Below are 12750 nucleotides of genomic sequence, written 5' to 3'. Positions count from 1 at the left end.
GCGATCACCGCTTGTGGTCGCCGACCCGCATGATTTCCCACTCTAGCGAAATTCCCTGCGTCTGCAAAACCTTTTTGCGGACTTCCTCGCCCAGGGTTTCCAGATCTTCGGCCGTGGCCCCGCCCGCGTTGATCATGAAATTGGAATGCATTTCAGACATTTGCGCACCGCCCACGCGGGCACCGCGCATCCCGGCCTCGTCGATGACCTTCCAGGCCTTGAGGTCATGCACATCATCCGCCCGCCCGGTCGATGAATAGCCCGCCGGGTTGCGGAAGGTCGAGCCGGCCGAGCGTTCCTTGGTGGGCTGCGAGGCATCGCGCTTGGCAAGCTGATCCTCCATCCGCGCCTCAAGCTGCGCCGGATCGCCGGCCTTGGCGGCAAAGACGCCGCCGGTCAGCACCCAGCCTTCGGGCAGGGTCGAGGACCGATAGGCCAGATGCAGATCGGCCGCCGGGATCACCACCTTCTCACCCGCTCGGGTGATCGCATGCGCCTCGATCAGGTGATCGGCGACATAAGAGCCATAGCAACCCGCGTTCATCCGGATCGCGCCACCGATGGCGCCGGGAATGGTGCGCAAGAAGGTCAGGTCTCGGCCCTCGGCAGCGGCGCGGCGCGCGACATGAGCATCGAGCGCGGCGGCCCCCGCGATCACGCGTTCGCCCTGCACCTCGATGCCGTTAAAGCCCCGTCCGAGCCGGATCACCACCGCGCGGATACCGCCATCGCGCACGATCAGGTTCGAGCCGACACCCATCGGAAACACCGCGACCTCGGGCGGAAGCCCCGCCAGAAAGGCACAGAGATCCTCGGTATCGGCAGGCTGAAACAGCCAGTCCGCCGGCCCGCCCACGCGCAGCCAGGTCAGTTCGGCGAGCGAACGATCGGGCGTCAGCACGCCACGCGGAACATAGGAAGAAGGGCACTCGGTCATGGCGTTCTCGTAGCGGCGCGGGCCCTGCGAGGCAAGCCCGATCGCGGTTTAGCGGCGGCCCATTGCCATCGCGATCATCAGCCCCAAGGCGACCGGCGCGACCAGCAGCACCCCTGCCCCCGCGACCAGCATCGCGGCCAAATGGCGCGTCATCATCAGCGGCGCGACCATCGCCAGCGTTGCCGCCGTGCAGCCCAGCGTCACCCATTGCACCATGCGCCGATGACCCGCGCGCCACAGCTCACGTCCGCCCCAGATCGCCAGAAGCAGCGTCGGCCCGGCCAGGATCAGCGCCTGGATATATTCAACCTTCATGGTATCCCACCTTGTTCTTCCAATTGTGCTCCGGCTTACGCCCCACGCAGCCTGCGCCACAGATAGATCAGCGGCCAGCGCAAGACGCTCATGCCCCCGGCCATCACCAATAGCCCGACGAGCACGCCGTTTTCATAGGTGACCCAGCCAAGGAGCGGCACGCCCAGCCCTATCAGGCCCCAGGCCGCGCGCCAATGGAAACGCCGCGGCCCCAGCGCGATCAGCGTGGCAATCAGCGCCCAGAGGCAGGCAGCGATCAGCGACGGCGTCATCCGAGCATCCCCCAAACGGCAAATCCAAGCGCCACCGCCGAAGCGAGCGCGGCGAACAGCGGCACGATCATCGGCACGCGGAACGGTGCCTCGGGCACGCGGCGCTTGAGGAAAATCAGCGAAACATTGACCAGCACGAAGACGCTGAGCAGAACCATCGAGGTGGCCTCGGCCAGCGCCGAAACCGGCAGCGCCAGCGCCGCGACGAGCATCGCGCCCCCGGCCAGAAGCGTGGCCAGGATCGGCGTGCCAAGGCGCGGATGGGCGTTGTGAAACAGCGCCAACGCCGGAGCCCGTCCGCCCAGGCCAAACAGCACCCGCGCGGCCATCACCACCTGCGCCAGCACCCCGTTCAGCGCCGCCGCCACCGCGATCGCGGGCAGGACCAGAGGCGAGAGCCCCGAGGTCTCCCACACAAGCGCCAAGGGCCGCTCGGAGCCCGCCAAAGCCGCTTGCGGCACGGCGCGCACGGCGGCGGTCGAGACGGTCAGGTACAAAAGCGTCGTGATCGCCAGCGCGGCCAGGATCGCGCGCGGCATGGTCCGGGTCGGGTCGCGCACCTCCTCGGCCATGTTGACGATATCCTCAAAACCGATGAAGGCGAAGAACGCCAGCGCCGCCGCCGAGGCAATGCCCACCCAGGGCACTGCGAGCGGCGCGGTATAATCCGGCACCGGCGGCGCGGAAAACCCCGCCCAGATCACCAGAACAAGCCCGACCACCTCGATCAGCGTCAGGATCGCGGCAAAGCTGATGGATTCCAGCACCCCCACGCAGGCAATCACCACCAACGCCACGCCCAGCCCGAGGATCAGCCAGCGTTGCTCGATCGGGACCAGCGCGCCCAGATAGCCCGCGCCTCCGCGCAGCACCGCCGCCGCCGAAATCACCCCCGCCAGAACGATCGCAAGCCCGACCACCACCGCCAGACGGTGCAGCCCCAGCCCCTCTTCGACATAGGCGACCTCGCCCGCCGCTTCGGGCAGGCGCACGGACAGCTCGGCATAGGACAGGGCCGTGGGCGCGGCGATCAATCCGGCCGCGACAAAGGCCAGCGGCGCCCAGACGCCCGCATCCGCCACCATCGCGCCGACCAGCACATAGATGCCCGCACCGACCATGACGCCGACCCCGTAGGCGGTCAGCAGCGCGGGGCCGAGGCGTCTCTGGAGCCCGCCCCCCGCCATCTCAGTTCCCCAGCTTCGCTGGCAACCCGTTCGCCCAGACCGAGATCGTCCCCGCGCCGAGGCAGACCACCATATCGCCCGGGCGTGCCTGTTCGCGCACGAGGCGGCCCAAGTCTTCCTCGGTCAGCAAAGCGCGCGCCTGACGATGGCCATGGGCGATCAGCCCGGCGACCAGATCGTCGCGGGTCGCGCCCGGAATCGGCTCTTCGCCCGCGGCATAGACCTCGGCGATGGCGACGACATCGGCCTCGTTGAAACAGGTGCAGAAATCTTCGAACAGCGACTGCAGGCGCGAATAGCGATGCGGCTGGTGCACCGCGATCACGCGCGCGCCGGGGGTGCCGGCCACGGCCTGACGCGCGGCGCGCAGAACAGCCGCGATCTCAACCGGGTGATGGCCGTAATCGTCGATGATGGTGACCCCGCCCAGAACCTCGCCAACCTTGGTAAAGCGGCGGTTGACGCCGCCGAAAGCGGCCAGCGCCTCGCGGATTTCCTCGCGCTTCATGCCGAGATGACGCGCCACCGCAATCGCAGCCAAGGCGTTGGAAACGTTATGGTCTCCGGGCATCGGAAGCGTGCAGCCCTCGATCACCGAGGGCTCGGCCTCGCCTTGCAGGGCAACGTCGAAATGGGCGATCCCCGCCTCGTAGCGCAGGTTGATCGCGCGCACGTCCGCCTGCGCGTTGAAGCCGAAGGTCACCACGCGGCGGTCGGTGATCCGGGCGACAAGCGACTGCACCTCGGGGTGGTCGGTGCAGCACACCGCCAGCCCGTAGAACGGGATATTCGAGACGAAATTGTAGAAACCTTCGCGCAGCTTGTCGAAATCGCCCCAATGCTCCATGTGCTCGGGGTCGATATTGGTGACGATGGCGATGGTGGCGGGCAGGCGGTTGAACGAGCCGTCCGATTCATCGGCCTCGACCACCATCCATTCGCCCGCGCCAGCCCGCGCGTTCGAGCCATAGGCGTGGATGATACCGCCGTTGATCACGGTCGGGTCGAAATGGCCCTTATCCAGAAGCGTCGCCACCATCGTGGTGGTGGTGGTCTTGCCGTGCGTCCCGGCGATCGCGATGTTCGAGCGCAACCGCATCAGCTCGGCCAGCATCTCGGCGCGGCGCACGACGGGCAGGCCCCGCTTGCGCGCCTCTTCCAGCTCGGGATTGCCCTTTTTGATCGCCGAGGAAATCACGACGACGGCGGCATCTCCGATATTCTCGGCGCGCTGCCCCTCAAAGAAGGTCGCGCCCAGCGATTGCAGACGGTCGGTGATTTTCGAGGCCTTCGCATCCGAGCCCTGCACCGCAAAGCCCTGCGTCATCAGCACTTCCGCGATCCCCGACATGCCGATACCGCCGATACCGACGAAATGGATGGGTCCGAGTTCACCGGGAAGTTTCGTGGCGTTCATGCGTTCTGTCCTGCAAGATCTTCGACAAGGGCGACCAGCCGCTCGGTGGCATCGGGAAGCCCCGTCGCCAGCGCGGCCCGAGCCATTTGCGACGCCCCGGCGGGATTGTCCAGCACCCGGAGGATCTCACGGGCGAGGATCTGCGCATTGAGCCGGCTTTCGGGGATCACGGTTGCGGCACCGGCCTCGGAGAGCCCGCGCGCGTTGGCGGTCTGGTGGTCTCCCGCGGCGGCGGCATAGGGGATAAGGATCGAGGGCCGCCCGATCACGGAAATATCGGCCACCGACGAGGCGCCCGAGCGCGAGATCACCAGCTGGCATTCCGACAGCCGGCGCGGCACATCGGTAAAGAAGGGCTGCACATCGGCGGCAATCCCGATGCGGGCATAGGCCTCGGTCACGCGCTCCATGTCCTCGCCGCGCGCCTGATGGGCGACACGCAGGTTGGCAAGCGTCGCACCCGGCAGTTCGGCAATCGCGGCGGGCACCATGTCGGACAGAATTCGCGCGCCCTGCGAGCCGCCGATCACCAGCACCGACATTGGGTAATCGCCGGGCGGAATATAGGGGGCGGCGGCGCGGTCCAGCACGGCGCCCCGCACCGGGTTGCCGACATGATAGGCCTCGACGCCCTCGGGCACATCGGTCGGCCAGGTGCCGCAGGCCAGACGGTCGACGCGGCGCGCGAACACGCGGTTCACCCGCCCCATCACGCCGTTCTGTTCATGGATCGCGCGCGGAATGCGCAAGGCCCAGGCCGAAGCCATCGCCGGGATCGTCGGATAGCCGCCAAACCCCACGACCACCTGCGGGCGATCCATCGCGTTGCGCAGCAGCGCGCTGGCAACACCGCCCGCGATGCGGAACGGCACCAGGAGCTTGGCCAGAGGGCCGCCGCGCGCGAAGGTCGCCGAAGGAACCTGCTCGATCTTCACCTCTTGCGGGAAGGCGCCCGCATAGCGCGCGCCGCGCGCATCGGTCGAGAGCTTGACGCGCCAGCCGCGCGCCACCATCGCCTCGGCCAGTGCCTGCGCCGGAAACATATGGCCGCCGGTGCCTCCGGCGGCGATCAGGAGAAGGGGGGATTGGTGGGTCATCTCAACGCCCTCGCCGTGCCAGAAGATCCGAGATCTGCCCCTGCGGGCGAGTCCGCGTCAGCGCCAGGAGCATCCCCAGCGCGATCCCCGAGGCGATCACCGACGAACCGCCATAACTGACGAAAGGCAGCGTCATGCCTTTGGCCGGCAGGATGCGCACCGCCACGCCCATATTGATGAAGGCCTGAACCCCAAAGGCACAGGCCAGCCCCGTGCCCGCCAGCCGCGTGAACGGGTCGCGCTCTTGCGTCAGGCGCAGCAGCGACAGCACCACCACCGCCGCATAGAGCAGGATGATAAGCAACACGAGGATCAGCCCGTATTCCTCGGCCGCGACCGCGATGATGAAATCGGTATGCGCGTCAGGCAGCGACCATTTCACGCTGCCTTCGCCCACGCCCACACCGAAAAAGCCCCCCTCCTGGATCGCGTTCGTCGCATAGCCGATCTGCGTGCGCGGGTCGATTTCGGGCGAGAGGAAGCCATTGATCCGGCGGGCGAAATGCTCCGAGGTGTTATAGGCAAAGACGCCGCCCATCGCGGTCAGCCCGCCGATCACCATCAGCAGAATAATCGGCGCGCCGCCGACGAAATACATCACGCCCCAGCTGAACAGCACCAGCGCCGCCTGCCCGAAATCGGGTTGCAGCGCGAGCAAGAGCACGATGATCACAGTCAGGAAAAACGAATACAGCCGACCCGGCGGGCCAGCCACCTCATGCGCCGCCGCCATGAACCAGGCCGCGACGATCACGAAACCCGGCTTGAGGAACTCCGAGGGCTGCACCGAGGCAAAGCCGAAAGACAGCCAGCGCACCGCGCCCTTGCCGAAATCCGTGCCGATGAAGGGCAGCGCGAGGATCGCAAGGAACGCGCCCGCGAATCCGATCACCCCGAGCCTGCGCACATCGCGCGGCGACAGCATCGAGATCCCGAGCATCGCGATCAGCGCAACACCCCCGAAAAGCATCTGCCGCTTCACGTAATAAAAGGATTCAAGGCCGTTCTTTTCGGCCAGCGGCACCGAGGCCGCCAGCCCCAGCAACAGCCCGATGCCAAACAGCGCAAGCACCGCCGCCAGCGCCCAGCGATCAATCGTGCGCCACCACTTCGGAAGAACAGGTTCACCTGCCCGAACGGGCACGGTGCCGTAAGCCATTTCTGTCATTGGCTGATACCGCCGTTACTGCCTCAAATCGCCCGTTTTCCGGGTCTGATCGCAGGGTAGCGGAAAATCCTTGGGCTGCCTAGAGGGCGTGACGCGACGAACCACAAGCTCTTGCGCCATTTCCTTCATCGAGCCCGAAATACTCCGGGGGTGAGGGCGCAAGCCCGAGGGGGCAGCGCCCCCTCAGCCCGCGAGGGCCTCGACCAACTCGATGAAATGCGCGCCGCGCTTCTCGAAATTCGGATATTGGTCAAAGCTCGCCGCCGCCGGCGCCAGCAGCACGGTATCGCCCGCCTCGGCCTCGGCCGCGGCCAGTTCCACCGCGCGCTCCATCGTCTCGCAGATCTCATGCTCAACGCCCAGTTCCAGCGCGAAATCCCGCGCCGAATGGCCAATGAAATAGGCCTTGCGGACATGGGCGAGGTGCTCTTTCAGCGCACCGACACCGCCTTCCTTGCCTAGACCGCCCGCGATCCAGCGGATGTTGCGAAACGCGTCGAGCGCCTTGGCCGCGCTGTCGACATTGGTCGCCTTCGAGTCGTTCACATAGCGCACGCCGCCCTTCTCCGCGATCGTCTGCGAGCGGTGCGGCAGCCCCGCGAAGGACTGGAACGCCGCCTCGATCTGACGCGGCGCGAGCCCCAGCGCGCGCGTGGCCGCATAGGCCGCGCAGGCGTTCTGATGATTATGCGCGCCGGGCAGGCCGGTGACGTCGCGCAGGTCGATCGAGGCGACCTGACGCCCCTTGCGCCATTCAGAGAGGAACCCCTTGCGGGCAAAGACCGACCAGCCCCAGTCGCCCAGCTTGCGACTGACCGAGACGCGGATCAGCCGGTCGTCCTCGGGGGCGGTGGCGATCTGGTTGGCGAGGAAGGCACCCTCGGGCTCGTCGACGCCGATCACCGCGCGATCCGGGCCGCCCTCGGAAAACAGCCGCCGCTTGGCCGCGAAATAGCCGCCCAGGCCGCCGTGGCGGTCGAGATGGTCGGGCGAAAGATTGGTGAAGACCGCGATATCGGGGGTCAGCGCGCGCGCGAGTTCGGTCTGGTAGGAGGAAAGCTCCAGCACCACCACCTCGCCATCGCAGGCCGGGTCGATATCGAGCACGCCGCGCCCGATATTGCCCGCCATCTGCGTCGGCCGCCCGACCGATTGCAGGATGTGGTGGATCAGCGCCGTGGTCGTGGATTTCCCGTTCGAGCCGGTCACCGCGACCACCCGCGGCATGGTGTCGAAATCGTCCCACTCGGGGCTCGCCCATGACCGGAAAAACAGCCCGATGTCATTATCGACCGGTACACCCGCCGCCATCGCGGCTGCGATGGCCTTGTTGGGCGTGGGGTAAAGATGCGGAATGCCCGGCGAGGTAATCAGCGCGGCCACGCCCTCGAATGCGCCGGGCTTGGTCAGGTCATGGCAGGCAAAGCCCGCCTCTTCGGCGCGCGCGCGACCCTCGGGGCTGTCATCCCAGCACAAGGGCTCTGCACCGCCCGCCCGCAGCGCCGCCGCCGTCGCCAGCCCCGAACGCCCCAGCCCCAGAACGGCGACCTTCTGCCCTTCATAGCCCTGAACCGGAATCATGCCTGCCCCCTTGCTGCGCGGGGCGCGCGCCCGGCCCCTGCCCTTTGGGATATTTGAAGCGCGCGGAAAGGAAAAGCGAAAGAAGCGCTACCGCCGCCGACGCCAGAGCAGATGCGCGCCCAGCCCGACCAGCAGGACGATCCCCAACGCAATGCCCAGATGCTTATGCAGCTCCAGCTCACCCCAGAGCCGGTGAATTGCGCCGCTCGCGGCAAATCCAAGCGCCACGAACAGATGCGCCCACACCAGACAGGCCGGCGCATCCAGCACGGCAAACCTCGGCCATCGGATCGCGAGGTCGTGCCGATCAGCACCGCCCCCGTCGTCTTGAGCCCGTAGACAAAGCGAAACCCGAGGATCGCCAGCACGCCATGTCGCTCAAGCGCACGCGCTAACCTCTGCACCGGCCCATGCGCGAGCGCCTTCTGAGCCAGTCTGCTCTGTCCACCGAAGCGCCCGAGCACAAAAACAAGGTTGTCGGCGATGATCGCGCCGAGGGTGGCGGCCAACACCGCAAGCTCGAACGGAAAGAAATGGCGATGCGCCAGCACCCCGGCCAGAAACGCCATCGCCTCGCCCTCGATCAGCGTGCCGAGCACGACCCCCGGAAGGCCCGCGCTTTCGACAATCGCCTCGAGGGACATCAGGCCACCCTAGCGGATCTTCAGCGTAGCAAGCCCGATCAGCGCGAGGATCAGCGAGATGATCCAGAACCGGATCACGATCTGCGGCTCGGACCAGCCCTTCTTTTCGAAATGGTGATGGATCGGCGCCATCAGGAACACCCGCTTGCCGGTGAGCTTGAAATAGGCGACCTGAATGATCACCGAGAGCGCCTCGACGACGAAGAGCCCGCCGACGATCGCCAGCACGATTTCATGCTTGGTGCAGACCGCAATCGCGCCCAGCGCGCCGCCCAGCGCGAGGCTGCCGGTATCGCCCATGAACACCGCCGCGGGCGGGGCGTTATACCACAGAAAGCCAAGCCCGCCCCCGATCAGCGCGGCAGTCAGGATGAACAGCTCGCCCGTGCCGGGCACGTAATGCACGCCCAGATAATCGGTAAAGTCGACACGGCCCACGATATAGGCGATCGCGCCCAGCGTGCCTGCCGCGATCATCACCGGCATGATCGCCAGCCCGTCGAGCCCGTCGGTCAGGTTGACCGCATTGGCCGAGCCCACGATCACCACCATCGCGAAGGGCACGAAGAGGAACGAGAGGTTGATCAGCGTATCCTTGAACACCGGCAACGCGAGCTGGTTCGAGAGGCTGTCGGGATGCAGCCACGAGGCCGCCACCGCCGCCACCGCCGCGAGGATCAGCCCCAGCGACATGCGCACCCGTCCGCTCACGCCCTTGACGTTCTGCTTGGACACTTTGGCGTAATCGTCCCAGAAGCCGATCGCCGCATAGCCATAGGTCACGAAGAGCACGATCCAGACATAGCCGTTATCAAGCCGCGCCCAGAGCAGGGTCGAGAACAGCATCGCCGAAAGGATCAGCAAGCCCCCCATCGTCGGTGTGCCGGCCTTGGCCAGATGCGCCTCGGGGCCGTCGGAGCGGATCGGCTGGCCCTTGCCCTGTTTGCGGCGCAACACGTTGATCAGCGGGCGACCAAAGAGAAAGCCGAAGATCAGCGCGGTGAAGAACGCCGCCCCCGCCCGGAAGGTGATGTAGCGAAACAGGTTGAAGAAATCGCCCCCGTCCGAGAGCTCGGTCAGCCAATACAACATTACTCTTTCCCCTTGTGCGCCTCGGCGGCGCCCGCCTGTCCCAGTTTCTTCAGCGCCTCGACCACGAGGCTCACCTTCGAGCCCTTCGAGCCCTTGATCAAGACCACATCCCCCGCATCTGCCAGATGCGAGGCGCGCTCCACCAGCCCCTTGGCGCTGTCATGCCATTCGCCACGCTTGGCCTGCGGCAGCGCCTCGTAGAGCGCGCGCATCCGCGGCCCGGCCAGATGCACGAGGTCCACCGATGTCATCGCCGGCAGGCGTGCGATCGCGGCATGAAGCGCGGTCTCATCGGGGCCTAGCTCCAGCATGTCGCCCAGAATGGCGATGCGGCGCCCGCGCTTGACCCGACCGATGCCATCGCGCGGCTGGCTCGCGGCCAGCACCTCAAGCGCGGCTTCCATCGAGGCGGGATTGGCGTTGAACGCATCATCAAAAATGTCGAAGCTCTGCCGCTCGTCGACCATGTCCATATAGACCCGCTCGCGCGCACCGCGCCCGGCGGGCGGTTGCCAAAGCCCCATATCAAGCGCGACCACCGCCGGATCGCAGCCCACGGCCTCGGCCAGTGCCAGCACCCCCAGCGCGTTCTGCGCGAAATGTGCACCCGGCGTCATCACCTTGAACAGCAGCGGCTGCGCGCCGTGATGGGCCTGCACGACCGTCGCATCGCCCACCACGCGCGCGCGGTCCAGCCGGTAATCCGAGCCCTCATCGGGGCCGAAGGTGACGATCTTGCCGGCCAGCGCCGCGAAATCCATCAGGATCGGCGTGACCGGCAGGCCGGTCGGCACAACTGCCGTCCCGCCCGGCTCAAGGCCTTCGAAAATCGTGCCTTTTTCGCGCGCGATGCCCTCGATATTCTCGAAGGCCTCAAGATGCGCGGGGGCGACGGTGGTAATCATCGCGGCATGCGGGCGCGCCATGCGCGCGAGCGGCGCGATCTCGCCGGGGTGGTTCATGCCGATTTCGATCACCGCGAAATCGCAATCGCGCGGCATCCGCGCCAGCGTAATCGGCACGCCCCAGTGGTTGTTGAAGCTCGCCTCGGCGGCATGCACCTGACCCTGCGCCGAGAGCACCGCGCGCAGCATTTCCTTGGTCGAGGTCTTGCCGACCGAACCGGTCACCGCGATCACGCGGGCGCGGGTGCGCGCACGCCCCGCCCGGCCCAGATCCTCCAGCGCGGCCAGAACATCCGCGACCAGGAGGAGCGGATCGGCCTCGGAGCAGCCCTCGGGAATGCGGCTGACCAGCGCGGCAGCCGCCCCCTTGTCGAGCGCGTCGCGCACGAAATCATGACCGTCGCGCGCGGCCTTCAGCGCAACGAACAGGTCACCCGGCCGGATCGAGCGGGTGTCGATCGACAGCCCCGTCACCGCGAAGGCGCGCGTCGCGCGGCCCTCGGTGGCAGCGGCGGCATCGTCAGAGGTCCAGAGCACAGCCATCAGATCTTCCCGTCCAGAGCAGCCACCGCGACCGAGGCCTGCTCGGCATCGTCGAAGGGGTAAACATCGGTGCCGATGATCTGGCCGCTTTCATGGCCCTTGCCCGCCACCAGCAGCGCGTCGCCCGGCCCCAGCGCATCGACGCCGCGCAGGATCGCCTCGGCGCGGTCGCCCACTTCGGTGACCTTGGTCGGATCGACGGCGCGCGCGCCTTCCAGCACCGCGGCGCGGATCGTGGCGGGGTCTTCGGTGCGCGGATTGTCGTCGGTCACGATGACCACATCGGCATGTTCGGCGGCGGCGCGCCCCATCAGCGGGCGTTTCGTCGTGTCTCGGTCGCCGCCTGCGCCGACAATCGCCACCAGCCGCCCCATCACATGCGGGCGCATCGCGCGCAGCGCAGTCTCGACCGCGTCGGGCGTATGGGCGTAATCGACGAACACCGCCGCGCCGTTCTCGCGCGTGGCCGCCAGCTGCATCCGCCCGCGCACCGTTTCCAGACGCGGCAAGGAGGCAAAGACCTCGCCCGCCTCGGCGCCACAGGCAATCGCCAGCGCCGCCGCCGTCAGCACGTTCATCGCCTGGAACCCGCCGATCAGCTGCAGCCGCGTCAGATGCACCTGCCCGCCCCATTCAAAGCGCAGATCCTGCCCGGTCGCGTCGAACCGCTGGTTGAGAAGCCGCATGTCGGCCGCCGCGCCCTGCCCCAGCCCGATCACGCGCTGGCCGCGCGCCCGCGCAATCGCGGCCATCTCGGGGCCCTTCGCATCGTCGAGATTGATCACCGCCGTGCCCTCCTCGGGCAGCACGCGGGCAAACAGACCGGCCTTGGCGGAGAAATACTCGTCAAAGCTCGCGTGATAATCGAGGTGGTCCTGCGTGAAATTGGTGAACGCCGCCGCCTGCAGCCGCACCCCGTCGAGCCGACGCTGCGCGAGCCCATGCGAGCTCGCCTCCATCGCGGCATGGGTGACACCCGCCGCGGCCATGTCAGCCAACAGCCGGTGCAGGGTGATCGGCTCGGGCGTGGTATGCGACGAGGGCGCGGTAAAGGCCCCCTCGACCCCGGTCGTGCCAATATTCGCGGCCTCGAACCCCAGCTGCTGCCAGATCTGGCGGGTGAAGGTGGCAACGCTGGTCTTGCCATTGGTGCCGGTCACGGCCACGACATGCTCGGGCTGGCGGCCGAACCAGAGCGCGGCCGCATAGGCCAGCGCCTGACGCGGGTCTTCGGCGATCACCAGCGCGGCGTGCGAGCCCGCCAGCGCGTCCCGCGCGATCTCGGCGCCCTCGCGGTCGGTCAGGATCGCCGCGGCGCCCATGCGCAGTGCATATTGGATGAATTCAGCGCCATGGGCGCGGGTGCCGGGCAGCGCCGCGAACAGATGGCCGGGCTTGGTCAGTCGACTGTCGACCGAAAGCCCGGTCACGCGGGCCTCCGCGCCGTGCTGCGCCCGCAGGCCCAGCTCGCTCAAGGCTTTCTCCGCCGCAGCCATTTTTCTGCCCCCATTGAACCTGCGCCCGTTTATCTTGGGCCGCCCGTTGGCGTCAACGCGAATGCTGGTGGCCCGGCAACGCCCTGCCGGACCGGC

General features: G+C 67.4%; 12 protein-coding genes. All 12 read right to left on the bottom strand.

Annotation, left to right across the window (positions count from 1 at the left end; genetic code table 11):
- Positions 1 to 4: 4 nt before the first annotated feature.
- On the bottom strand, positions 5 to 937 hold the full coding sequence (gene murB / locus CLN94_RS03450) for a UDP-N-acetylmuramate dehydrogenase (RefSeq protein WP_096431154.1): 933 nt from the start codon (positions 935 to 937) through the stop codon (positions 5 to 7).
- A gap of 48 nt (positions 938 to 985) precedes the next feature.
- Positions 986 to 1252: a hypothetical protein gene (locus tag CLN94_RS03445; protein ID WP_096431152.1), complete on the bottom strand. Its 267-nt coding sequence runs from the start codon at positions 1250 to 1252 to the stop codon at positions 986 to 988.
- 35 nt (positions 1253 to 1287) lie between these two features.
- Positions 1288 to 1524 carry a DUF2484 family protein gene (locus CLN94_RS03440; protein ID WP_096431150.1) on the bottom strand — a complete coding sequence of 79 codons (237 nt, stop codon included), beginning with the start codon at positions 1522 to 1524 and terminating at the stop codon, positions 1288 to 1290.
- Entirely contained in the window at positions 1521 to 2711 is a 1191-nt protein-coding gene (locus CLN94_RS03435; RefSeq protein ID WP_096431148.1) for an APC family permease, read from the bottom strand. The genes CLN94_RS03440 and CLN94_RS03435 overlap by 4 nt, the downstream gene beginning before the upstream one ends.
- 1 nt (position 2712) lies before the next feature.
- Positions 2713 to 4128, bottom strand: a complete 1416-nt coding sequence (gene murC, locus CLN94_RS03430) for a UDP-N-acetylmuramate--L-alanine ligase (RefSeq protein ID WP_096431146.1) — start codon at positions 4126 to 4128, stop codon at positions 2713 to 2715.
- A complete protein-coding gene (locus CLN94_RS03425) occupies positions 4125 to 5225 on the bottom strand; it encodes a UDP-N-acetylglucosamine--N-acetylmuramyl-(pentapeptide) pyrophosphoryl-undecaprenol N-acetylglucosamine transferase (RefSeq protein WP_096431144.1) in 1101 nt (366 codons plus the stop codon). The genes murC and CLN94_RS03425 overlap by 4 nt, the downstream gene beginning before the upstream one ends.
- Position 5226: 1 nt before the next feature.
- On the bottom strand, positions 5227 to 6393 hold the full coding sequence (locus CLN94_RS03420) for a peptidoglycan glycosyltransferase FtsW (RefSeq protein WP_096431142.1): 1167 nt from the start codon (positions 6391 to 6393) through the stop codon (positions 5227 to 5229).
- Between the two features lie 183 nt (positions 6394 to 6576).
- Positions 6577 to 7974 (bottom strand): UDP-N-acetylmuramoyl-L-alanine--D-glutamate ligase, encoded by a 1398-nt coding sequence (gene murD / locus CLN94_RS03415; RefSeq protein ID WP_096431140.1) that lies wholly within the window; start codon positions 7972 to 7974, stop codon positions 6577 to 6579.
- On the bottom strand, positions 7971 to 8573 hold the full coding sequence (locus CLN94_RS03410) for a DedA family protein (protein WP_179300218.1): 603 nt from the start codon (positions 8571 to 8573) through the stop codon (positions 7971 to 7973). The genes murD and CLN94_RS03410 overlap by 4 nt, the downstream gene beginning before the upstream one ends.
- A 54-nt stretch (positions 8574 to 8627) precedes the next feature.
- Positions 8628 to 9710: a phospho-N-acetylmuramoyl-pentapeptide-transferase gene (gene mraY, locus CLN94_RS03405; RefSeq protein ID WP_096431136.1), complete on the bottom strand. Its 1083-nt coding sequence runs from the start codon at positions 9708 to 9710 to the stop codon at positions 8628 to 8630.
- On the bottom strand, positions 9710 to 11158 hold the full coding sequence (locus CLN94_RS03400; protein ID WP_096431134.1) for a UDP-N-acetylmuramoyl-tripeptide--D-alanyl-D-alanine ligase: 1449 nt from the start codon (positions 11156 to 11158) through the stop codon (positions 9710 to 9712). The genes mraY and CLN94_RS03400 overlap by 1 nt, the downstream gene beginning before the upstream one ends.
- Positions 11158 to 12654, bottom strand: a complete 1497-nt coding sequence (locus CLN94_RS03395; RefSeq protein ID WP_096431132.1) for a UDP-N-acetylmuramoyl-L-alanyl-D-glutamate--2,6-diaminopimelate ligase — start codon at positions 12652 to 12654, stop codon at positions 11158 to 11160. Before CLN94_RS03395 ends, CLN94_RS03400 begins: the two co-directional genes overlap by 1 nt.
- Positions 12655 to 12750: the final 96 nt, after the last annotated feature.

This window comes from Pseudothioclava arenosa, assembly GCF_002358085.1.
Lineage (GTDB): Bacteria > Pseudomonadota > Alphaproteobacteria > Rhodobacterales > Rhodobacteraceae > Pseudothioclava > Pseudothioclava arenosa.
This window is presented reverse-complemented; position numbering and strand designations above follow the sequence as displayed.